The sequence below is a fragment of the Streptomyces sp. NPDC018000 genome (genome assembly GCF_044328025.1).
Classification (GTDB): Bacteria; Actinomycetota; Actinomycetes; order Streptomycetales; family Streptomycetaceae; genus Streptomyces.
In genome coordinates this window covers 100,844-122,868 of record NZ_JBIRGM010000014.1, presented here as the reverse complement: position 1 = coordinate 122,868, position 22,025 = coordinate 100,844, and the positions used below count along the sequence as shown (strand labels likewise).

Here is a 22,025-nt window from a genome sequence, read left to right as displayed (position 1 = left end):
ATGCCAGGCCTTCTTCGCGGCATCGCCCGTACGGCGGTGATCGCCGGAACCGCCACCTCGGTCTCCAACCGGGTCTCCCGGAGACAGGCGGGCCGCTGGGCACGGCAGTACGCCGCGCAGGCGCAGACCCAGCCCGTCCCCACAGCGCCTCCGCCGTCCGCTCCCACGTCGCTCGCGCCGGAGGACGAGATGAGCAACAAGATCGCTCAGCTCAAGGACCTCGGTGACCTGAAGAACCAAGGAGTGCTGAGCGAAAGCGAGTTCGCTGCCCAGAAGGCCAGAATCCTCGCGCCCTGACCCATCCTGTGTTGTATGCCGTTCGGAAGTCGCGGAGCAGACGGGCGTCTTGAGAGGATCGATTCGTGGAGCCCGCTGAACCCTTCCCCGAATCCGGCATCGAGCCCTTGCCCGAGGACGGCCCGACCGCCCGGACCGCCCGTCGACGGGTGGTGCGCTGCCGCATGTGCGGGCGCCCGCTCACCGGTACGGAGTCACGCCGCACCGGCCTCGGCCCCGCCTGCGACGCCAAACTGCACCCGGCGCCCCCGGACATCCGCACCCGCCGCCACGAGGTCGAGCAGGACCCCCTCCCCGGCATCTGAGCCCGGGCACCGCTACTCGCCCAGGCGGCGGAACAGCCCCTCCTGCACCACGGACACCAGCAGATTGCCCCCGCGGTCGTAGATCCGGCCGCGCGCCAGCCCCCGTCCGCCTGTTGCGACCGGCGACTCCTGGTCGTAGAGGAACCACTCGTCCGCACGGAACGGCCGGTGGAACCACATCGCGTGGTCCAGCGATGCCATGTCGAAACCGCGCGGACCCCACAACGGCTCCACCGGGATACGGACCGCGTCGAGCAGCGTCATGTCGCTGGCGTATGTCAGCGCGCAGGTGTGCACCAGCGGGTCGTCGCCCAGCGGGCCGACCGCACGCATCCAGACCGCACTGCGCGGGTCCGCGCCCTTGACCTCCTCCTGCGTCCAGCGCAGCCGGTCGACGTACCGGATGTCGAAGGGCTGCCGACGGGCCATGCGCTCCAGCGACTCCGGAAGCACCCCGAGGTGCTCACGCACCTCCGCGGCGACGGTGGGCAACTCTTCGGGGTCGGGGACCTCACGGGCGGGCGGCAGCTGGTGCTCGAAGCCCGCCTCCTCCGGCCGGTGGAAGGACGCCGTCAGATTGAAGATCGTCCGGCCCTGCTGGACGGCCGTCACCCGGCGGGTCGTGAACGACCGGCCGTCCCGGATGCGCTCGACTTCGTAGACGATCGGCACACCCGGACGCCCCGGTCGCAGGAAGTAGGCGTGCAGCGAATGGACAGGCCGGTCCCCGTCGGTGGTACGGCCGGCCGCCACAAGCGCCTGCCCGGCGACCTGCCCGCCGAAGACCCGCTGCAGCGACTCCTGCGAGCTGCGCCCACGGAAGATATTGACCTCGATCCGCTCCAGGTCGAGCAGATCGACCAGGCGTTCGGCGGGGTTCGTCATGTGGTTCGTCTCCACTCTCGCAGTGGCGCCGCTCCCACGGCGTACGCCCTCACAGCTGACCGACGGAGGTGACGCGGACGACGGCCCGGCCCTCCTCGTCGGAGGCGGCCAGATCGATCTCCGCGCTGATGCCCCAGTCGTGGTCGCCGTTGGGGTCGGCGAAGGTCTGCCGGACCCGCCAGAGGCCGTGCGCGGCGTCCTCGTCGATCTTCAGCAGCTTCGGCCCGCGGGCGTCCGGGCCGGTGCCCAGATCCTCGTACTCGTCCCAGTAGGCGTCCATCGCATCGCCCCACGCGTCCTCGTCCCAGCCCGCGTCGCCGTCCAGCTCGCCGAGCTCGCCGACCTTGTCCAGCGCGGCCAGCTCGACCCGGCGGAACATCGCATTGCGCACCAGCACCCGGAAGGCGCGGGCGTTGGCCGTGACAGGCTTCACCTCGTCGGCCCGCTCCTGCGCCTCCTCGGCGGTCTCCACCTCCGGGTTGGCGAGCTGCTCCCACTCGTCGAGGAGACTGGAGTCCACCTGTCGGACCATCTCGCCGAGCCAGGCGATCAGGTCCTCGAGGTCCTCGGACTTGATGTCGTCCGGAATCGTGTGCTCAAGAGCCTTGTACGCGCTCGCGAGATAGCGCAGCACAATGCCCTCGGTGCGGGCCAGCTCGTAGTTGGAGGTGAACTCCGTGAACGTCATGGCGCGTTCGTACATGTCACGGATCACGGACTTCGGCGACACCGGGTGGTCGCCCACCCACGGGTGGCTCCTGCGGTAGACGTCGTACGCGTGCCACAGCAGCTCGCTCAGTGGCTTGGGGTATGTGACGTCCTGGAGCAGCTCCATGCGCTCCTCGTACTCGACTCCGTCCGCCTTCATCTGCCCGACCGCTTCGCCGCGCGCCTTGTTCTGCTGGGCGGCGAGGATCTGCCGTGGATCGTCGAGCGTCGACTCGACGACGGAGACCATGTCGAGCGCGTACGAGGGAGAGTCGGGGTCCAGCAGATCGAAGGCGGCCAACGCGAAGGTGGACAGCGGCTGGTTGAGCGCGAAGTCCTGCTGGAGATCGACCGTGAGCCGGACGGTACGGCCCTCCGCGTCCGGCTTGTCGAGCTGCTCCACGACACCGCCGTCCAGCAGCGAGCGGTAGATCGCGATGGCCCGGCGGATGTGACGCAGTTGCGCCCTGCGCGGCTCGTGGTTGTCCTCCAGCAGACGCCGCATCGCCTCGAAGGCATTGCCGGGACGCGCGATCACCGACAGCAGCATCGTGTGCGTGACCCGGAAGCGGGAGGTCAGCGGCTCCGGATCGGACTGGATCAGCTTGTCGAAGGTGGTCTCCGACCAGGCGACAAAGCCCTCGGGGGCCTTCTTGCGGACCACCTTGCGCTTCTTCTTCGGGTCGTCGCCCGCCTTCCTGACCGCCTTCTCGTTCTCGATGACGTGCTCGGGCGCCTGCGCCACGACAAAGCCCGCCGTATCGAAACCGGCCCGGCCCGCACGGCCCGCGATCTGGTGGAACTCACGGGCGCGCAGCGTACGGACGCGCGTGCCGTCGTACTTGGTGAGCGCCGTGAACAGCACTGTGCGGATGGGCACGTTGACGCCGACGCCGAGGGTGTCCGTACCGCAGATCACCTTCAGCAGACCGGCCTGGGCGAGCTTCTCCACCAGGCGCCGGTACTTCGGCAGCATGCCCGCGTGATGCACCCCGATGCCGTGGCGCACATAGCGGGAGAGGTTCTGGCCGAACTTGGTGGTGAAGCGGAAGTTGCCGATCAGATCGGCGATCTTCTCCTTCTCCTCCTTGGTGCACATGTTGATGCTCATCAGCGACTGCGCCCGCTCGACGGCCGCGGCCTGCGTGAAATGCACGATGTAGACGGGCGACTGCCTGGTCTCCAGGAGTTCGGTGAGGGTCTCGGTGATCGGGGTGAGCCGGTACTCGTAACTGAGCGGCACCGGCCGGGTCGCGGAGCGCACCACGGAAGTGGGCCGGCCGGTGCGGCGGGTCAGGTCCTCCTCGAACATCCTGACGTCACCGAGCGTGGCCGACATCAGGACGAACTGGGCCTGCGGCAGCTCCAGGAGCGGGATCTGCCAGGCCCAGCCGCGGTCCGGCTCGGCGTAGAAGTGGAACTCGTCCATCACGACCTGGCCGATGTCGGCGTACTTCCCGTCGCGCAGCGCGATGGAGGCCAGCACCTCGGCCGTGCAGCAGATCACCGGGGCGTCGGCGTTGACGGAGGCGTCGCCGGTGAGCATGCCGACATTCTCCGTTCCGAACAGCTTGCACAGGTCGAAGAACTTCTCCGAGACCAGTGCCTTGATCGGCGCGGTGTAGAAGGTGACCTTGTCCTGGGCCAGGGCGGTGAAGTGCGCAGCCGCCGCGACCAGGCTCTTTCCGGAGCCGGTCGGGGTGGAAAGGATCACATTCGCGCCGGAGACCACCTCGATCAGCGCCTCCTCCTGAGCGGGATAGAGGGTGATGCCCCGCGTCTCGGTCCATGACGAGAAAGCCTCGAAGAGGGCGTCGGGGTCGTCGGTCGGGGGCAGCTGATCGATAAGGGTCACGCCCCCATCTTGCCTGCCTTCCGCCCGGATGAGGGAACCGGACGACCATATGAAGATCACGGACGGTACGCTGCCCACTCAACTCGGCCGTGCCCGGGCGGCAATGGCAGCAGGACAACTTTGGGGGCGGGAAGAATCATGATGGGACCGGCACACTCTCTGTCAGGGGCGGCGGCCTGGCTGGGGGTGGGCGCGGCGGCGGACGCCGCCGGCCACGCGATGCCGTGGCCCGTCCTCGTCGTCGGTGCGCTGATCACCGCCGGAGCCGCACTCGCCCCGGACCTCGACCACAAGTCCGCGACCATTTCGCGCGCCTTCGGGCCGGTCTCCCGGGGACTCTGCGAGATCGTCGACAAGCTCTCGCACGCCGTCTACAAGGCGACCCGGGGCTCCGGCGACCCGCGCAGGAACGGCGGCCACCGGACTCTGACGCACACCTGGCTGTGGGCGGTCCTGATCGGCGCCGCGGCCTCCGCCGCGGCGATCACCGGCGGCCGGTGGGCGGTCCTGGCGATCCTCTTCGTCCACATGGTGCTCGCCGTCGAAGGACTGCTGTGGCGGGCCGCACGGATGTCCAGCGACGTCCTGGTGTGGCTGCTCGGCGCGACCAGCGCCTGGCTGCTGGCTGACATCCTGGACAAGCCGGGGAACGGCTCGGACTGGCTCTTCAGCGCCCCCGGCCAGGAGTATCTGTGGCTCGGGCTGCCGATCGTGCTCGGCGCCCTCGTCCATGACATCGGTGACGCGCTGACCGTCTCCGGCTGTCCGATACTGTGGCCCATCCCGCTGGGCCGCAAGCGCTGGTACCCGGTCGGGCCGCCGAAGGGCATGCGCTTCCGGGCCGGCAGCTGGGTGGAGCTGAAGGTGCTGATGCCGGCCTTCATGGTGCTCGGGGGAGTGAGCGGGGCGGCGGCGCTGAACTTCATCTGACCACCGCAGTCGGACCTCGGGATTCCTGCCCCTGAGATCGGACCGCCGGATCGCGGCCGTCTGCGTGCTCGGCAGTCCTCACCCGTGCCAGGACCGCCACAGCGCCGCATAGGCGCCGTCCGCAGCCACCAGCTCGTCATGACTTCCCAGTTCGCTGATCCGGCCGCTCTCGACCACCGCGATCACATCCGCGTCGTGTGCGGTGTGCAGCCGGTGGGCGATCGCCACGACCGTACGACCGTCCAGCACCCGTGCCAGTGAACGTTCCAGGTGCCGGGCGGCACGCGGGTCCAGCAGCGATGTCGCCTCGTCCAGCACCAGTGTGTGCGGATCGGCCAGGACCAGCCGGGCCAGTGCGATCTGCTGGGCCTGAGCCGGTGTCAGCGCCAGGCCGCCGGAGCCGACTTCGGAGTCCAGCCCCTCTTCCAGGGCCCGCGCCCAGCCGGCCGCGTCGACCGCCGCGAGCGACGCCCACAGCTCGGTGTCCTCGGCGCCGGCACGGGCCAGCAGGAGGTTGTCCCGCAGCGAACCGACGAACACATGGTGCTCCTGGTTGACCAGCGCCACATGCGTCCGTACGCGCTCCGCCTTCATCCGCGACAACTCCGCCCCACCGAGTGTGACTTCACCCGTACGCGGGGCGTAGATCCCGGCCAGCAGCCGGCCCAGCGTGGACTTGCCGGCGCCGGACGGGCCGACCAGTGCGAGGCGCGTACCCGGTGCCACGTCCAGCGACACCTTGTGCAGGACGTCGAGCCCGGCGCGGTAGCCGAAGCGCACCTCGTCCGCCCGGACATCACGGCCGTCCGGGACGACCTCGGCATCGCCCGCGTCCGGCTCGATGTCCCGGACGCCGACCAGCCGGGCCAGCGACACCTGCGCGACCTGCAACTCGTCGTACCAGCGCAGGATCAGGCCGATCGGGTCGACCATCATCTGAGCCAGCAGCGCTCCCGTCGTCAGCTGTCCCACGGTCAGCCAGCCCTCGATGACGAACCAGCCGCCGAGCATCAGCACCGCGCCGAGAATCGTCACGTAGGTGACGTCGATGACGGGGAAGAGCACCGAACGCAGGAAGAGCGTGTACCGCTCCCACGCCGTCCATTCCTTGATCCGCCGGTCCGACAGCGCCACCCGGCGCGCACCCAGACGGTGGGCCTCCACGGTCCGTCCGGCATCCACGGTCTCCGCGAGCATCGCCGCGACCGCCGCATACCCGGCGGCCTCCGAACGGTAGGCGGACGGCGCCCGCTTGAAGTACCAGCGGCAGCCGAGGATCAGGACGGGCAGGGCGACCAGAACCGAGAGCGCCAGCGGCGGAGCCGTCACGGCGAGCGCGGTCAGGAGCAGCCCCGCCCACACCACACCGATCGCCAGCTGCGGCACGGCCTCGCGCATCGCATTGGCCAGCCGGTCGATGTCCGTGGTGATCCTGGAGAGGAGATCACCGGTCCCGGCCCGCTCCAGTACGCCCGGCGGCAGGCCGACCGACCGTACGAGGAAGTCCTCGCGCAGATCGGCCAGCATCTCCTCACCGAGCATCGCGCTGCGCAGACGCATCATCCGGGTGAACACGGTCTGCACGATCAGCGCGAGCGCGAACACCCCGGCGGTGCGTTCCAGATGCAGATCGGTGACGCCGTCGGAGAGGTCCTCGACCAGCCCGCCCAGCAGATACGGGCCGACGATCGAAGCGATCACCGCGATGGCGTTGAACGAGATGAGCACGGTGAACGGTCTGCGATGGCGCCGCAGCAGTTCCCGTACATAGCTCCGTACGGTGGTGGGGGTGCCGACCGGCAGGGTCGTCGCCGACTCCGGTGCGGCCGGGTCGTACGCCGGTTGTGCGACGCCGATCATGCCCGTTCCTCGATTTCCTCGATCGTCTTGATCCTCTTGATCGCGTCCTGAGTGGTCAGGACCGCGATCTCGTCATCCGTCTCGCGCGTCACGATCGCTCGATAGCGGGGGTCCGTGTGCAGGAGTTCACGGTGTGCGCCGACCGCGACGACAGAGCCTCGGTGCACCAGCACCACCCGGTCCGCGAGGTCGAGCAGCAGCGGTGACGAGGCGAACGCCACGGTCGTACGGCCCTGGCGCAGTGCCTTGACTCCGGCGGCGACCCGTGCCTCCGTGTGCGAGTCGACGGCGGAGGTCGGCTCGTCGAGAACCAGCGCCTCCGGGTCGGTCACCAACGAGCGGGCCAGAGCGAGCCGCTGGCGCTGGCCGCCCGAGAGTGACCGGCCGCGTTCGGTGATGCGTGTCGTCATCGGGTCGCCGTCCGCGGCGACGGACGCCTGCGCCAACGAGTCCAGCACATCGGCGCACTGGGCGGCGGACAGCGCGTCCTCGGCGGTCACCCGGCCGGACGACGGAACGTCGAGCAGCTCGCGCAGGGTGCCTGAGAGCAGTACCGGGTCCTTGTCCTGGACCAGTACGGCGGTCCGCGCCGAGTCCAGCGGGAGTTCGTCCAGCGGTACGCCACCGAGCAGAACGGACGGGGTTTTCTGCGCCGCCGTGGAGTCGTCCGTGGAGTCGCTTGCTCCGTTCTCTGCCGAAACCTCCGCCCCGTTCGAGGCCTGGTCCGCGTCCGGATCCGCGCTCGCATGCGCGTGTCCGCCGAGACGCTCGGCCAGCCGGCCCGCCTCGTCCGGATCGCCGCAGACCACCGCGGTGAAAAGGCCGGCCGGGGCCATCAGCCCGGTGACCGGGTCGTACAGATCGCCGGTCGGTGTCACGTCGACGGTCGACGGCTGGGCCGTGCGGTGCAGCGACAGCACCCGGACCGCGCGCTGTGCGGAGGGCCGGGAGAAGGAGTACGCCATCGCGATCTCCTCGAAGTGACGCAGCGGGAACAGCAGCAGCGATGCCGCGCTGTACACCGTGACCAGCTGACCGACCTCGATCCGGCCGTCGCGGGCCAGCGTCGCCCCGTACACGACCAGCGAGATGAGCAGCACGCCCGGCAGCAGCACTTGGATCGCCGCGATCAGCGACCACATCTGTGCGCTGCGCACAGCGGCTTTGCGGACCTCCTGCGAGGCGCGCCGGTAGCGGCCGAGGAACAGTTCCTCGCCGCCGATCCCGCGCAGTACCCGCAGCCCCGCGACCGTGTCCGAGGCCAGTTCGGTGGCTTTGCCCGCCTTTTCGCGCTGGAGGTCGGCGCGCCGGGTGGCCCGGGGGAGCAGCGGCAGCACAGCCAGGGCCAGCAGCGGCATGGCGAGTGCCACCAGTACACCCAGCGACGGCAGATAGAGGATGAGCCCCACGCAGATCAGCACGAGGGCGGCAGCGGATGCCGCGAAGCGGGAGAGCGCCTCGACGAACCAGCCGATCTTTTCGACGTCGCCGGTGGACACCGCGACGACCTCGCCCGCTGCGACCCGGCGGGTCAGCGCAGCACCGAGCTCCGCGGTCTTACGGGCCAGCAGTTGTTGAACGCGCGCGGCGGCGGTGATCCAGTTGGTGATGGCGGCCCGGTGGAGCATGGTGTCGGCCAGTGCGATCAGCACACCGAGGACCGCGAGCAGGCCGCCTGCCCACGCGAGCCGACTGCCGGAACGGTCGACGACCGCCTGCACGGCGAAGCCGATGGCAGGAGGCAGCCCGGCAAGGGAGCACTGATGCAACAGACCCCAGGACATGGACTTGAGCTGGCCGCGGAGCTGATTGCGGCCGAGCCACAACAGGAAGCGTGGGCCCGACCGGACATCGGGATCGCCGGGATCCGAGTACGGAAGATCGCGAATCTGCATGATGTCCCATGGTTCGGTGTGTATCGGTTTGTTCGGCGGATGACTCAAACCGTGCAAGGTTCGCCCCGGGACGTCCGTCGGAGCAATTGGTTTTCTCCGAGAACGGCCCTCATCGCGCCATGGTCGCGATGAGGGCATGGGAGGTGCTGCGGGGTCCGCTCGGCCGAACAGACCCCGCAGCCCGTCGTATCAGCCCGTCAGGCCTTCTCCGGATCCTCCGAGTCCATGCCGGAGCGGGCCTTCTTCCACTCACCGCGGGTGAAGTCCGGTATCTGCTGCGGCGCGCCCTTCGCCTTGATGGACAGATGGCTGAGCGGAACGGGCGACGTCCACGTCGCGGCGTCGTACACATCGAAATCGGGGACAAGGCCCAGCCGCATGCACTGCATCAGCCGGAACACCAGCATGTAGTCCATACCACCGTGACCGCCGGGCGGGTTGGCGTGTTCCTTCCACAGCCAGTGGTCCCACTGGGTGTACTTGGCGAAGTCGCCCCAGTTGTCGTTTGTGTGGTCGGGCTCGATGTAGATACGGGCCGGGTAGTCCTCGAAGACACCCTTCGTACCGCCGAGGCTGTTGATCCGCGAGTACGGATGCGGAGTGGACACATCGTGCTCCAGCCGGATGACCCGTCCCTTGGCGGTCTGGACGAGACTGATCGTCCGGTCGCTCTCGATGTAGGTCTCCTTCCAGCTCGGATCACCGGCCGGCATGTTCTTCTTCCGGTACTCGGCGAGCCCCAGGGACGGGGAACCGACACTGGTGATGCTCACCGCACGGTCGCCGCGGTTGATGTCCATGTAGTTGGCGACCGGACCGAAACCGTGGTTGGGGTAGAGATCGCCGCGCAACCTGGTGTGCCACAGCCTGCGCCAGGGACCTTCGTAGTACTCCGGGTCGAACATCAGGCCGCGCAGATCGTGGTTGTACGCACCCGCGCCGTGCAGCAGATCACCGAAGAGACCGGCATGCGCCATGCGCAGCACCCGCATCTCGTTCCGCCCGTAGCAGCAGTTCTCCAGCTGCATGCAGTGGCGTCTGGTGCGCTCGGAGAGATCGACCAGCTCCCACAGTTGGTCGAGCTGGAGAGCGATCGGACACTCCACACCGACATGTTTGCCGTTCAGCATGGCGGTCTTCGCCATCTCGAAGTGGAAGCCCCAGGGCGTTGCCACATAGACGAAGTCGACGTCCCCGCGCTTGCAGAGATTCTCGTAGTCGTCCTCGCCGTTGGTGTACACGGCGGGCGCCGGCTGACCGGCGGCGGTCACCTTCGCCGCCGCTCGTTCGGCCTTGGTCTTGACCGGGTCGCATACGGCGACGACCTGTACGCCGCTGACGGCGAGGAAGAGATCGATCATGCCGCCACCCCGGTTGCCGAGGCCGACGATGCCGACCCGGACGGTGGAGCGCCGGTCGAACGGCACCCCCACCATGGTGCGCCCCCGGCGCTTCGGAGCGGCCGCCTGTCCCGCGACAGCGGCCTCCGGGCTCCGACTGGGGGAGGCAGCGGCCGCGGTGCCGCTGCTGAGACCGCCGAGTCCGAGCCCGGCACCGGCCACTCCGGCGGTCGTCCACAGGATCGAGCGGCGGCTCATCGAGTCTTCGTCGCCGCTCTGCGTACGGTTGTCCTGCTGTGCTGCGTCGTTCATCGATCCTCCAGAAGGGGGGTCTGACGTGCGCGGCTTGTGAATGAACTTCGTTGATGAGATTGGTAGTTGATGCTGCCGATGCGCAAGGGGGTGATGGGGCTTCTGCTCTGGAATCATGGACTTATGTGCACATACAGAAGCCGGGTGGGCTCGGCCATGACCGAACCCACCCGGCGATCGAGGAAATCAAAGGGACCGGCGGACGAACCGGGACGGGTCGGTCACCGGTCGGCCGCCGGTGATCACCGCACAACGGCTCCCGGGCGTGTGGCCCGTTCCAGCTCCATCAGCACCGAGTAGTACGACCGTCCCGTGGCCCGGTTCATACCGATCTCGCACATCCGGTTGGCCGAGAGATAAGCGTCGTACTCCCGCGCATTCACCTCTGCGGCCTCCTTCGCCGTCGCGGAGGCCGTCAACTCCTTGTGCAGCATGCCGCGGTCGCCCGCGAAGGCGCAGCACCCGGTGTCGTCAGGGATCACGACCTCTTCCGCGCAGGCCTCCGCGACTGTGCGCAGCTGCTCCACATCGTCCAGGTGCTGCATGGAACACGTCGGATGCAGGACCGCCGAATCGATCCTGCGGAGCACTGTCAGCTCGGGAAGCAGTTCGTCGGCCGCCCAGACCAGGGAGTCGACAATGGTCAGCTCCCGGTGCAACTCCCGGTTGTCGTCGGTGAGATACGGCACCACCTCATGGGCGATGCCCAGCGTGCACGACGATGCGTCGACGACCAGCGGAAGCTTTCCGCCCGCCGTCCAGCCCCAGGCCGCTTCCACGATGCGGTTGGCCATCACGGCAGTGCCCGCCTCGTACCCCTTGGAGTGCCAGATCGTCGCGCAGCAGGTCCCCGCGACGTCGTCCGGGATCCATACCGGCTTCCCGGCGCGGGCGGAGACGGCGACGACGGCCTGTGGCAGCGACGGGCCGCGATGGCCTTCAGGACCGCCGAAGATGCGGTTCACACACGCCGGGTAGTAGACGGCGCTCGCCCCGATACGGGAGGTACGGAGCAGCTTACGGGCGGCGGCGCGGGGGATCTCGGGCAGCCACTCGGGCACCAGATCAGGACGCACGGCCTTGCGGGCCAGGACGGTGAGCGTCTCCAGCGGTCCGTCCCCGATCCGGTGGCTGATCCGGCCGGCCGCGGCGACCGCCAGCCGTGCCGCCGCCTCCACCGCTTTGAAGTTCGTCGCGGTGAGCGCCGCGATCCGTTCCTCGCGCGGCGAGTGCCGCTGGTGGCGGAAGTCCTTCATCATGGCGCCGGTGTCGATGCCGACCGGGCACGCGAGCTTGCAGGTCGAGTCGCCCGCGCAGGTGTCGACGGCGTCGTAGCCGTACGCGTCGAGCAGCTGAGTCTCTACCGGTGAACCGCACGGCTGCCGCATCATCTCCCGGCGCAGCACGATCCGTTGGCGCGGCGATGTGGTCAGGTCATGGCTGGGGCAGGTGGGTTCACAGAAGCCGCACTCGATGCATGGGTCGGCGATCAGCTCGACCTTGGGGATGGTCTTCAGCCCGCGCAGATGGGCCTTCGGGTCGCGGTCGAGGACGATCCGGGGCGCCAGGACCCCGTCGGGGTCGATGATCTGCTTCGTTCGCCACATCAGCTCGGTCGCCTTCGGGCCCCACTCCAGTTCCAGGAAGGGGGCGATGTTACGGCCGGTTGCGTGCTCCGCCTTCAAGGAGCCGTCGAAGCGCTCCACCGTCAGCCGGCAAAAGTCGTCCATGAACGCGGCGTAGCGATCGACATCGGACGGCTTCGCCGCGTCGAAGGCGAGCAGGAAGTGCAGATTGCCGTGCGCCGCATGACCGGCCACGGCGGCGTCGAAGCCGTGCTCCGCCTGAAGTCCGAGCAGGGCTTCGCAGGCATCGGCCAGCCGGGAGGGTGGCACCGCGAAGTCCTCCGTGATCAGCGTCGTACCCGAAGGGCGGGAGCCGCCGACCGCGGTGACGAACGCTTTGCGGGCCTTCCAGTAGCCCGAGATGACCTCGGCGTCGCGCGTGAACTCATTGGTCACCGAGGCAACGGGGGCGACCAGGTCGAGCCCCTCGACGAGGGGCGCCGCAGCCCGCTCGTACGACTCCTGGCCCGCCTCGTCCGGAGCCCGGAACTCCACCAGCAGCGCCGTGGTCTCCTTGGGCAGCTCGGCCCAGTCCGCGGGCACGCCCTGGACGCTCACCGACGCGCGCAGCGTATTGCCGTCCATCAGTTCGACGGCGATCGCCCCCGCCTCGTTGAAGCGGGGCACGGCGGCTGCCGCCGCGGTCAGGGAGGGGAAGAACAGCAGGGCGGTGGAGATGCGGCGGTCCAGCGGCAGCGTGTCGAAAACGACCTCGGAGATGAAGCCGAAGGTGCCCTCCGAGCCGACCATCAGCCCACGCAGGATCTCTACTGGCGTCGAGCCGTCCAGGAAGGCGTCGAGCCGGTAGCCGTTGGTGTTCTTGATCTCGTACTTGGCGCGGATCCGGGCCGTGAGCTCGGTATCCGCCTCGATCTCCGCCTTCAGCGCCAGCAGTCCCTCGCACAGCCGCGGCTCGGCATGGGCCAGGTTCTCGTCCGCCGCGGGGTCGCCCGTGTCGACGACCGTGCCGCTCGGCAGCACGAAGGTGAGGGAGGAGACGGTGCGGTACGAATTGCGGGTCGTTCCCGCGGTCATTCCTGAGGCGTTGTTGGCGACGACTCCGCCGATCGTGCAGGCGATGGCGCTGGCCGGGTCGGGCCCCAGCAGCCGGCCGTGCCGGGCGAGGGCGGCGTTGGCCCGCAGGATCGTCGTCCCCGGCCTGATGCGGGCCTGCGCGCCGCCGTCCAGGACCTCGATGCCCGTCCAGTGGTGGCGTACGTCGACGAGGATGTCCTCCCCCTGGGCCTGGCCGTTCAGACTGGTGCCGGCCGCCCGGAAGACGACCTCCCGGCCCTTGCCGTGCGCGTACGACAGGATCGCCGAGATGTCGTCGATGTCCTCCGGGACCACGACGACCTGGGGGACGAACCGGTACGGACTGGCGTCGGAGGCGTACTTCACCAGGTCGGAGATCTTCCACAGCACCTTCTCCGGCCCCAGCAGGCCGATCAGCTCGCCGCGCAGCGGTTCGGGCGTGCCCGGAGCCTGCCGGTCGGGCACCCGGTCCGGGGACGGAGTACGCACCGCACCAGGGCGGAGTGCTTCCGGCTTCGGCTCCAGCAGTGGCATGTCGAGCTCTCCTCGGCGGTTCGGTTCGGTTACGTACGGCGACGGCACACACGCGGCACCCATCCGGTGTACGCGTATCCGCACAGTTCAGCAGCGACGCTCCGGCATTCCGCTGACCAGGGCGGACAGCAGTCCGCCGAGCACCTCGCGCTGATCGGGGGTCAATGGAGCCAGGATCTCCTCCGCGGCGGCCCGGCGCGCGTCGCGCAGCGACCGGAGGGTGGTCAGGCCCTCGTCGGTGATCTCGATCCGGACCACCCGTCGGCTGTCCGGATCGGGGGCGCGACGCACCCGGCCGCTTGCCTCCAGGCCGTCGACCAGACTGGTCACAGCACGCGGGACGACATCCAGGCGCTGCGCGAGGTCCGCCATCCGGGGTGGACCGTCGTAATGAGCGACGGTGCGGAGCAGCCGGAACTGTGCGGGAGTGATACCGATCGGCTCCAGTTGGCGGCTCTGAATCCGCTGGAGCCTGCGGGTCACTCGCAGCAACTGCTCGGCGAGCACGCCATCGGCGTCGGAGGAGTCCATGCGGGAACAATATCAGGACCTTGTGCATTGTGAGCATAGGTAACAATGAGCTATGCTCTTAAAAGTTTGGGTCCCCAGTTCTGAGACCGAGTTGTCGCGCGCCCGACGAAGGAGCCCATGAAACCCGACGAAATCACCTGGACACCCCCGCCCCGGGGCGGGAGCCGCCCGCCCGCCGAGTTGCGCCGCATCCTGCGCCTCTTCCGTCCCTACCGGGGCCGGCTCGCCCTGGTCGGGCTGCTTGTCGGCGCCTCGTCGCTGGTGTCGGTCGCCTCGCCGTTCCTGCTGCGCGAAATCCTGGACACCGCCATCCCGCAAGGACGTACGGGACTGCTGTCGCTGCTCGCCCTCGGCATGATCCTCACCGCCGTGATGAACAGTGTCTTCGGTGTCCTGCAGACCCTGATCTCCACCACAGTCGGCCAGCGCGTCATGCACGACCTGCGCACCGCGGTCTATGCCCAGTTGCAGCGGATGCCGCTCGCCTTCTTCACCAGGACCCGCACCGGCGAGGTGCAGTCCCGCATCGCCAACGACATCGGCGGCATGCAGGCGACCGTCACCTCCACCGCGACGTCACTGGTCTCCAATCTCACCGCGGTTGTGGCCACGGTCGTCGCCATGCTTGCACTCGACTGGCGGCTCACCATCGTCTCGCTTCTCCTGCTTCCGGTCTTCGTCTGGATCAGCCGCAGGGTCGGCCGTGAGCGCAAGAAGATCACCACTCAGCGCCAGAAACAGATGGCTGCCATGGCGGCCACGGTCACCGAGTCGCTCTCCGTCAGCGGCATCCTGCTCGGCCGGACGATGGGCAGGGCGGACTCCCTCACCAGGGGCTTTGCCGAGGAGTCCGAGAAGCTGGTCGACCTCGAAGTGCGCTCCAGCATGGCCGGGCGGTGGCGCATGTCGACGATCGGCATCGTCATGGCCGCCATGCCCGCCGTCATCTACTGGGCAGCAGGCATGGCCCTGCAGTCCGGCGGCCCCGCCGTCTCCATCGGCACGCTCGTCGCCTTCGTCTCGCTCCAGCAGGGGCTCTTCCGGCCCGCCGTGAGCCTGCTCTCCACCGGGGTGCAGATACAGACGTCCCTCGCGCTCTTCCAGCGGATCTTCGAGTACCTCGATCTCGAGGTGGACATCACCGAGCCCGCGAACCCCGTGCGGCTGGAGAAGATCCGCGGCGAGATCCGCTTCGAGGACGTCGACTTCAGCTACGACGAGAGGAGCGGCCCGACCCTCAGCGGCGTCGATGTGACCGTGCCGGCCGGCGGTAGCCTGGCGGTCGTCGGGCCGACCGGATCCGGCAAGTCCACGCTCAGCTATCTGGTGCCCAGGCTCTACGACGTCACCGGCGGCCGGGTCACGCTCGACGGTGTCGACGTACGCGATCTGGATTTCGACACCCTGGCGCGCGCCGTGGGTGTGGTCTCGCAGGAGACGTATCTCTTCCATGCCTCGGTCGCCGAGAATCTGCGCTTCGCCAAGCCGGATGCGACCGACGCCGAAATCGAGGCGGCCGCCCGTGCGGCGCAGATCCACGACCACATCGCTTCGCTGCCCGACGGCTACGACACCCTGGTCGGTGAACGCGGCTACCGCTTCTCGGGCGGCGAGAAACAACGCCTTGCCATTGCCCGTACGATTTTGCGCGACCCGCCCGTCCTGGTCCTCGACGAGGCGACGAGCGCCCTCGACACCCGTACGGAATCCGCCGTGCAGGAAGCGATCGACGCGCTCTCCGCGGGACGCACCACCATCACCATCGCGCACCGGCTCTCCACCGTCCGCGACGCCGACCAGATCGTCGTCCTGGACGGTGGCCGAACCGCCGAGCGCGGCAGTCATGACGAACTCCTCCAACAGGACGGCCGCTATGCCGCCCTGGTCCGGCGGGACACCCAACTGTCTCCCGCGCCAAGCTGATCGGCGGGGTCGGGTGCGCCCCGGCCGAGGCCGAACACGCGGCGACGCCGCCGCTCCCGTGGGACGGGGAGCGACGGCGCCGGGCGGAGCAATGGTCAGACGAGCCAACCCACGAAGTGGACGATGCCGGCCAGCAGGTTGGTGATGAGGTTCATCCGGTGTTTCTCCTTGTACATGGTGCATGTGTGGGACTGCGCTGTCGCGGTCTGCAGCCCGTCGCTTGCGCCCTGTAATCATCATCCGCCACAGACGAGTTGGGCAACGAACAGCGAAACGATCACGCGTTCCAGCGAACACCCGATCCCTTGTTCGTGTGTTCTGTTCATGGAGTCGCGGCGGGCACGAACTCATCGACCGGTTCGGCCTCCGGCTTGTCCAGCAGCCGTGTGATCGCTCGCACCGCGGCCCGCCCCGCCCGGTTGGCGCCGATCGTGCCGCCCGTAGCCGACGAGATGAATGCGCTCGTCCCGTGCCGCCTGTGTGCCCTCGACCCGGATGACGCCGCCCGGCTCGCGCAGTTTCAAAGGCGCGAGATGATCGATGGCGGCGCGGAACCCGGTCGCCCAGACGATGAGATGACATCCGCCTCGACCCTCCGGCCGTCGTCCCACACGACCCCGCCCGGTGCGATCCGGTCGAACATCGGCAAGCGGTCGAGCACCTCCTCCTCGCGGGCGCGCCGGATCGCGTCGGTGAGCGGCAGCCTGGTCACGCTCTGAAAGGGTGATGGGCATCTCGGTACGTGGACGCGCGATCTCGCCGGATGAGCGAGAGGATGAAGGCATGGCCCATGCCTTCACCACCAGCATCCTGCACATCACCACCGGATCGACGGAGACCGTCACCGATCTGACGCACGACTGCGAAGAGTTTCTCGCCCGGACCGCAGCCGGCAAAGACGGCCTGCTCAACATCTTCGTACCGCACGCAACCGCCGGCATCGCCATCATCGAAACCGGATCGGGCAGCGACGACGACCTGCTGGCCACCCTCCACACCCTGCTTCCCTCCGACGGCCGCTGGCAACACCGCCACGGCAGCCCCGGCCACGGCCGCGACCACGTACTGCCCGCCCTCGTCCCACCGCACGCGACACTGCCGGTGATCGGGGGCCGACTGGAACTGGGGACGTGGCAGTCGGTGTGTCTGGTCGACACGAACATTTCGAACACTGACAGGCAGGTTCGGTTGAGCTTCCTCGGCTTGTGAGCCGCTTCGGTGGGACTGTATGAGGGGGCCTGCCGCACAAAATGAGCAGTGCGCGTAGGCGCATGGTGTGCGAAGGCGGCCAACAGGTTCTTCGTCTGCTGGTGGTAACACCGCGGGGCTGGGGCGCGTACGTCCGCCAGCACGCCCCGCCCGGCTGCGCATTGCGCAGGCGCCGCGCCGACCCCGTTCACGCCCCGGTCAGGCGCACCCTCGCCCGGACCAGTCCCGGCAGGTCGCACCGCTCGGCCAGGCGGACCGCGGGGGCGAGACCGCTGTGCGCGAGCAGGTTCTGGTTATCGAACGCGACGAAGGTGTTTGTGGGACTGTGGGAGGATTTCACTTACGAGGTGCCTTGCTGGTTGGGCCTGCTGGAAGCGTGAGAACTCCCATCATCCCAGCTCAGCGGGCACCTCTCTGCGTCATGGCCTCCCCGCAGCGATCACTCATCGGTGGATCCAGGATGAAAGGCCCGGTCTTCTCTGTGTCAGAAAGAAGACCGAGCCTCCTTTTTGGCATCGCTGCGCCGATTTTCCAGCGTCAGGTCCGCTTCGTTGAACTGCAAACGTTCGTTTCGAGGTCGGTCGACCTCTTACTGGTACTTCTTGAGACAGTGTGCCCCGAAACAGGCGGGCGCGATACGACCTACGTTGTCCTGCTCAACGTGACACGCAGTCTCTCTTGTACGTCTCCGACGAACTCCTCCTCGCCGTGAGGCGGTAGGGATCTTCTCCACCAGCGTGGTTCTTCGGGTCGGATCATCGGACCGCTTTCGATGAGCTCGCGGAACGCGTGGTCACTCCTCTGAATCGAAGCAGAGAATTCCGCGAACCCCTTGGTGCGTTGGGCGTTCTCGTCATTCAGTGCCAGTTCCAGCAGATCCCTGATGGAGATGTCGTGCAGGTACTCGCTGTAATCCATCTCGTAACCCTCTTCGCACTCTTCAACGAAGCTGAGCCACCCCTCGCATGACCTCCAGGGGTCATTTGACCACTTCCAGCCTGCCGCAGCGGCCACTTGCGTGAAGACGGAGGTCAACGTCTGCTCGGATGGACGGGTCATTTGAACTGCTCCCGGAAGTATTTCATCGGATCCATGTGAGGTCTAAAGAAGGTCGATATTGTTCCAGAACTATTCGCGTAACCGAAGTAACCTGTCTTCTGATCGATTCGGAAGAATCCTCCAGAGCTTGAGGGCAGGGTGACCGATCCTTCCGGTCCCGCCCCCCGGCATGAATAAACGAGCTGTTTCGCGATAGTGCTCATACCCGCCTTGGCCCTTAAATTCTGGCATGTTTGGTGATTCCTTGGTGGGTCCTGTCACCTTTCCCTTCTTATTTCTCTTCACTCTCATCACATGCTTTTCGTAATGGTTCCAAGCGGACATGGGGCTGTTGAAGTCGGGTTGAGCGGCGAGACCGGTACCCGCGCCCTTGCCGGACGGACTGTCTGCTTTCGTTCCGCCCTTGATTGCCTTTTTGATGAGGTTCTTGAAAAGGCTAAATGCGCCAGCCAGCCAGGAAACCGTCTCCGCGGCCTCTGCTGTGTCCTTGTATTCCTTTGAGCCGACATCCATGCCGGCTTCCTTGGTCTTCTCTCGGTATGTTTCCTGGACGCCGCAGTCTGCGCCGAACCAGCACCATGGCTCGGCTGCATACTCAATCGCATCCAGGGTGCCGGCGAGAAAATCTCCGAACCCTCCGGCAGAGTCCTTGGCCGATTGGCCGAGCGATTTAGGGTCGCCGGGTTCCTTGTTGTCGCAGATACCGTAGTTGCGCTGAATTGCCGGGCAGCTGTCGCCACCGCCGGACGTGCTGGCATAACTGGCACTTCCGTAGGTCGAAAGGCCGGTGCGTGAGGACGATCGGGATGCTCGGTTACTGGACTGGTGCCGGTAGGAGGAGTGGATGGCCGCGGCCACGTAACGGATGATCGCACGGAGAAGGCGGATTAGGGCGAAGATGTACGAGAGGAAGAACTTACCGTCCGGGTCTGCGAAGGTGACCGGATTGTTGTTGCTGTAGGCGTAGCCGTTGATCTGCTGCGGGTCCTGCAGATCCGCGACCGGGTCGACGCTGATGAAGCGGCCCGCTGCCGGGTCGTACTCCCGGGCCCCGAGGTGGGTGAGACCCGTCGGGTCCTGCGTTCCGCCAGCGAAGCCCTTCTCCCCTGTCCACTGGGTGGGCTGTGTGCCGAGGGGCTCAGTCCCGCTGCCACCTGCTCCAGGGCCTGCCGGGTCCGTGGGGCGAGCACGGAGAGCTGCTGCTCGGTGAGCCTCAGCAGGGAATCGGCGCCGGTGTGCAGCTCGCGGTCGGCCGTGTCGGGGTCCTGGGCGCGCAGCTCCCGCAGCCGGGTGTCGATCTCCGTGTGCTGCGCCCGCAGTTCGTCCAGCTCCGCCACGAGCCGCTCCAGGCGCCGCAGTTCGTCGACCTCGTGGCGCAGCTTCTCGTGCTCCGCGAGGCGCTGCCGCAGCTCGGTCTCGCGCGCCCTGACCTCGTCGAGCGCGGCGCGCTCCACCGCGACCCGCTCGGCCAGCGACGTGAGTTCGGCCATCAGATCCTGGGTGCCCCGCCCCAGCCGCTCGCCCGCCCGGGCCGACCGGAGCAGCGCGGGGAGCGCGTCGGCGAGGTCACGGGCGTCGGTCAGCGCGTCGTCCAACGCGTACAGGGCGGTCAGGGCGTCGGCTCCGTCAGTGTCCTCGGCGTCCCCGGCAGCGTACGGCGAGTCGGCCCCGTCGAGTGCGTGGGCGGCCCAGCGCATGGCGTGCCTCAGCACCAGGAGTGCCGTCTCCCGGTCGCCGCGCCCGGAGTCCGTCAGCGCTTCTGAGATCCTCTGCCTGGCGTCGCGCACGGTGCCCCTCCCGGAGTACTCGGCGGGTTCGCCGTTCGGCGGCCCCGGACTGTACCGATCGCCAGCGTATCGCCGGGAGCAGGCCTGAGGGGGAAGTCGATGACTCAGTGATGCGGTGAGCGGCGCACGGACAGGATGGCGATGTCGTCGTGCTGGCTGCCCTCGGCGAATGCGCGGGCGTCGTCGTAAAGGGCCTGTGGCAGGTCGGTCGGTGGGAGGCCGAGGCGGCCCGCCAACCGTTCGTCGACCGGGTAGAACGTGCCGTCGGCGGCGCGAGTCTCGGTGAGGCCGTCGGTGCTCAGCAGCAGCGTCGAGCCGGGCGGGAACGCGAACCAGTCGACTGTCGCGGGCTCGTTCGAGAGTTCGGCCAGCCCGAGCGGTACTCCGGTGCCCAGCGGGAGCGTGGTGTGGGTGACCGAGTGCAGCAGCTGCGGTGGGATGTGCCCGCAGTTGATGGCCTGCGCCTCGGCTCCCGAGTCGACGCCGATGACAAGAGCCGTGACGAATCGTTCGTCGTCACCGGTCTGTTCGGCGTAGGAGTTGTGCCGTACGACCGAGGCGTCCAGGGCGTCGACTACCGCCGTCAGGGTGGGCTCCCGGTGGGCGGCCTCGCGAAAGGCCCCGATGACGGCGAAGGCGGCGCCGACGGCGGCGAGGCCCTTGCCCTGGACGTCGCCGATCAGTACCCGGGTTCCCCAGGGCGAGGCGATGACGTCGTAGACGTCTCCGCCGACCAGCCGGTCCTCCTGCACGGGCTCGTAGACCCCGTCGACCAGTACGTCGTCGGTGAGCAGCGGCAGCGGGTGGAGGATGTGCCGCTGCATGGCCGCGGCGGTGGAGCGCAGCCGCAGCATCTCCTCCTCGCGGGCGATGCGCCGGTGGGCGGCGTAGATGGAGAGCCCTCCCAGGGCGAGGATGAGCAGCACCATCAGGAAGCTGTCGAGCCAACGCCGTCCGTCGTTGCCCTGGACCAGCAGGGAGACGGCAGCCACGAGGGTGGCCCACGCGGACACGAACGCGGTCTGGCGTACCGTGCACAGCGCCGCAGCGGTCGACGGCAGGAATACCAGCAGTCCGAGGAGCCACACCCCGGATCCGGACACAACGCCGAGGACCACCACCAAGAGCGTCACCGAGACCACCCCGATCACCAACTCGGTGATGCTCAGCGGCTTGGTGGAGAGGCCGGATGTCTTCCGGCGAGTGCGGGGCACGGGACCTCCCGGGCAGATGGTGATTTCTTCTACGCTAAGGGCTGTCCCGTAATCCGTGGTGGATCAGCGCGCGCCCACCAGGGATTACGGGACAGCCCTTGGTCAGGCCCGTCGACACGGGAGCAGCGGCGCGCCGCACGTGATCACTCCGTACTGTCGCGGGCGGGGGAGCCAAGGCGCTGCGAAATCGTTTTTGCGGGGCAGCCCGCAAGTGGCCCCCGCCGAACGTCAATGGATGAACCGCGGCAGCCACTTCGCCCGGTAGTCGGGGTGGCCCGCATGCTCTGCGGCCATCTGCCGGACGGCGAAACCGAGCCCGACTGCACGGCCGGACGAGAAGTCGTGTTCGGGGCGGTCGGCGTCCTTGTCGGCGACCTCCGCGTACTCATTGAGAAGAACTCTGCTCGTCTCGATGCGACGACGTGTGCGCGCGGGGTCCTGAAAGGCGATGTGCTGATCGAAGCAGAGATTCCGCACGCTGAACGCGATGGCGCCGATCCGGTCGTGGACCTCGCCGGGCACGCCGGCCGGGCACCGCCAGCTGTCCCCGCCCGCCGCCTGCGCGATCTCTTCCTCCTCGGCAAGACGCGCCCGAACGAAGTCGATCATATCGGAGTTGTCTGTCATCGGGCTTTCGAATCCTTAACCGTCAGGGCTCCCTGCCGGAAACCGCACCCACTGTCTTGGCCAGTTCCGTTCGTTCACCGAGGATGTCGGACGA

The 22,025-nt window shown here is 68.0% G+C and carries 17 protein-coding genes and 2 pseudogenes; 5 read left to right on the top strand and 14 right to left on the bottom strand.

Annotated elements, in window-relative coordinates; translation table 11 throughout:
* Positions 1–297 (top strand): SHOCT domain-containing protein, encoded by a 297-nt coding sequence (locus ACH4EW_RS24760; RefSeq protein WP_398260341.1) that lies wholly within the window; start codon positions 1–3, stop codon positions 295–297.
* 65 nt (positions 298–362) lie between these two features.
* The gene (locus ACH4EW_RS24755; protein WP_398260339.1) at positions 363–602 is read left to right on the top strand and encodes a DUF6011 domain-containing protein; all 240 of its coding nucleotides are present in this window, start codon (positions 363–365) and stop codon (positions 600–602) included.
* A 12-nt stretch (positions 603–614) separates the two neighbouring features.
* On the opposite strand, the gene ACH4EW_RS24750 is transcribed toward ACH4EW_RS24755, so the two are convergent.
* Both ACH4EW_RS24750 and ACH4EW_RS24745 read right to left on the bottom strand, forming a co-directional pair.
* Entirely contained in the window at positions 615–1,487 is an 873-nt protein-coding gene (locus tag ACH4EW_RS24750; protein ID WP_398260337.1) for an acyl-CoA thioesterase, read from the bottom strand.
* A 49-nt stretch (positions 1,488–1,536) separates the two neighbouring features.
* A complete protein-coding gene (locus tag ACH4EW_RS24745) occupies positions 1,537–4,050 on the bottom strand; it encodes a DEAD/DEAH box helicase (RefSeq protein ID WP_398260335.1) in 2,514 nt (837 codons plus the stop codon).
* A gap of 138 nt (positions 4,051–4,188) precedes the next feature.
* Here ACH4EW_RS24745 and ACH4EW_RS24740 point away from each other — a divergent pair, with 138 nt between their 5' ends.
* Positions 4,189–4,980, top strand: coding sequence for a metal-dependent hydrolase (locus ACH4EW_RS24740; protein ID WP_398260333.1), 792 nt, complete (start codon positions 4,189–4,191; stop codon positions 4,978–4,980).
* Positions 4,981–5,058: 78 nt separating this feature from the next.
* Here the strand turns inward: ACH4EW_RS24740 and ACH4EW_RS24735 are convergent, their stop codons facing one another.
* The 5 genes from ACH4EW_RS24735 to ACH4EW_RS24715 form a co-directional block, all read right to left on the bottom strand.
* On the bottom strand, positions 5,059–6,840 hold the full coding sequence (locus ACH4EW_RS24735) for an ABC transporter ATP-binding protein (RefSeq protein WP_398260331.1): 1,782 nt from the start codon (positions 6,838–6,840) through the stop codon (positions 5,059–5,061).
* Positions 6,837–8,735: an ABC transporter transmembrane domain-containing protein gene (locus tag ACH4EW_RS24730; RefSeq protein WP_398260329.1), complete on the bottom strand. Its 1,899-nt coding sequence runs from the start codon at positions 8,733–8,735 to the stop codon at positions 6,837–6,839. Before ACH4EW_RS24730 ends, ACH4EW_RS24735 begins: the two co-directional genes overlap by 4 nt.
* 197 nt (positions 8,736–8,932) lie before the next feature.
* Positions 8,933–10,387, bottom strand: coding sequence for a Gfo/Idh/MocA family protein (locus ACH4EW_RS24725; RefSeq protein ID WP_398260327.1), 1,455 nt, complete (start codon positions 10,385–10,387; stop codon positions 8,933–8,935).
* A gap of 242 nt (positions 10,388–10,629) precedes the next feature.
* Entirely contained in the window at positions 10,630–13,581 is a 2,952-nt protein-coding gene (locus tag ACH4EW_RS24720) for an FAD-binding and (Fe-S)-binding domain-containing protein (protein ID WP_398260325.1), read from the bottom strand.
* 87 nt (positions 13,582–13,668) lie between these two features.
* Positions 13,669–14,112 carry a MarR family winged helix-turn-helix transcriptional regulator gene (locus tag ACH4EW_RS24715; RefSeq protein ID WP_398260323.1) on the bottom strand — a complete coding sequence of 148 codons (444 nt, stop codon included), beginning with the start codon at positions 14,110–14,112 and terminating at the stop codon, positions 13,669–13,671.
* 117 nt (positions 14,113–14,229) lie between these two features.
* Between ACH4EW_RS24715 and ACH4EW_RS24710 the strand changes: the two genes are divergently transcribed.
* The gene (locus ACH4EW_RS24710; RefSeq protein ID WP_398260321.1) at positions 14,230–16,035 is read left to right on the top strand and encodes an ABC transporter ATP-binding protein; all 1,806 of its coding nucleotides are present in this window, start codon (positions 14,230–14,232) and stop codon (positions 16,033–16,035) included.
* A 322-nt stretch (positions 16,036–16,357) separates the two neighbouring features.
* On the opposite strand, the pseudogene ACH4EW_RS24705 reads toward ACH4EW_RS24710, so the two are convergent.
* Positions 16,358–16,765: pseudogene (locus ACH4EW_RS24705) on the bottom strand (pyridine nucleotide-disulfide oxidoreductase); the annotation flags it as partial.
* 53 nt (positions 16,766–16,818) lie between these two features.
* Here ACH4EW_RS24705 and ACH4EW_RS24700 point away from each other — a divergent pair.
* Positions 16,819–17,244, top strand: a complete 426-nt coding sequence (locus ACH4EW_RS24700; protein ID WP_398260319.1) for a secondary thiamine-phosphate synthase enzyme YjbQ — start codon at positions 16,819–16,821, stop codon at positions 17,242–17,244.
* Between the two features lie 187 nt (positions 17,245–17,431).
* Here ACH4EW_RS24700 and ACH4EW_RS24695 read toward each other — a convergent pair whose 3' ends face one another.
* The 6 genes and pseudogenes from ACH4EW_RS24695 to ACH4EW_RS24670 form a co-directional block, all read right to left on the bottom strand.
* Positions 17,432–17,584, bottom strand: coding sequence for a hypothetical protein (locus tag ACH4EW_RS24695; protein ID WP_398260317.1), 153 nt, complete (start codon positions 17,582–17,584; stop codon positions 17,432–17,434).
* A gap of 302 nt (positions 17,585–17,886) precedes the next feature.
* Entirely contained in the window at positions 17,887–18,303 is a 417-nt protein-coding gene (locus ACH4EW_RS24690) for a hypothetical protein (protein ID WP_398260315.1), read from the bottom strand.
* 69 nt (positions 18,304–18,372) lie between these two features.
* Entirely contained in the window at positions 18,373–19,161 is a 789-nt protein-coding gene (locus tag ACH4EW_RS24685) for a hypothetical protein (RefSeq protein ID WP_398260313.1), read from the bottom strand.
* Positions 19,162–19,281: 120 nt separating this feature from the next.
* Positions 19,282–19,356, bottom strand: a pseudogene (locus ACH4EW_RS24680) (hypothetical protein); the annotation flags it as partial.
* A gap of 838 nt (positions 19,357–20,194) precedes the next feature.
* Positions 20,195–21,304: a PP2C family protein-serine/threonine phosphatase gene (locus ACH4EW_RS24675; protein WP_398260311.1), complete on the bottom strand. Its 1,110-nt coding sequence runs from the start codon at positions 21,302–21,304 to the stop codon at positions 20,195–20,197.
* Positions 21,305–21,532: 228 nt separating this feature from the next.
* On the bottom strand, positions 21,533–21,931 hold the full coding sequence (locus tag ACH4EW_RS24670; protein WP_398260309.1) for a DUF6221 family protein: 399 nt from the start codon (positions 21,929–21,931) through the stop codon (positions 21,533–21,535).
* Positions 21,932–22,025: the final 94 nt, after the last annotated feature.

What these genes read in the sequence shown, in the direction of transcription:
- ACH4EW_RS24715 (WP_398260323.1), bottom strand. Translation starts at nt 14,112, where the DNA reads ATGGACTCCTCCGACGCCGATGGCGTGCTCGCCGAGCAGTTGCTGCGA.
- ACH4EW_RS24725 (WP_398260327.1), bottom strand. Translation starts at nt 10,387, where the DNA reads ATGAACGACGCAGCACAGCAGGACAACCGTACGCAGAGCGGCGACGAA.
- ACH4EW_RS24730 (WP_398260329.1), bottom strand. Translation starts at nt 8,735, where the DNA reads ATGCAGATTCGCGATCTTCCGTACTCGGATCCCGGCGATCCCGATGTC.
- ACH4EW_RS24670 (WP_398260309.1), bottom strand. Translation starts at nt 21,931, where the DNA reads ATGACAGACAACTCCGATATGATCGACTTCGTTCGGGCGCGTCTTGCC.
- ACH4EW_RS24760 (WP_398260341.1), top strand. Translation starts at nt 1, where the DNA reads ATGCCAGGCCTTCTTCGCGGCATCGCCCGTACGGCGGTGATCGCCGGA.
- ACH4EW_RS24750 (WP_398260337.1), bottom strand. Translation starts at nt 1,487, where the DNA reads ATGACGAACCCCGCCGAACGCCTGGTCGATCTGCTCGACCTGGAGCGG.
- ACH4EW_RS24720 (WP_398260325.1), bottom strand. Translation starts at nt 13,581, where the DNA reads ATGCCACTGCTGGAGCCGAAGCCGGAAGCACTCCGCCCTGGTGCGGTG.
- ACH4EW_RS24740 (WP_398260333.1), top strand. Translation starts at nt 4,189, where the DNA reads ATGATGGGACCGGCACACTCTCTGTCAGGGGCGGCGGCCTGGCTGGGG.
- ACH4EW_RS24700 (WP_398260319.1), top strand. Translation starts at nt 16,819, where the DNA reads ATGGCCCATGCCTTCACCACCAGCATCCTGCACATCACCACCGGATCG.
- ACH4EW_RS24690 (WP_398260315.1), bottom strand. Translation starts at nt 18,303, where the DNA reads ATGACCCGTCCATCCGAGCAGACGTTGACCTCCGTCTTCACGCAAGTG.
- ACH4EW_RS24735 (WP_398260331.1), bottom strand. Translation starts at nt 6,840, where the DNA reads ATGATCGGCGTCGCACAACCGGCGTACGACCCGGCCGCACCGGAGTCG.
- ACH4EW_RS24710 (WP_398260321.1), top strand. Translation starts at nt 14,230, where the DNA reads ATGAAACCCGACGAAATCACCTGGACACCCCCGCCCCGGGGCGGGAGC.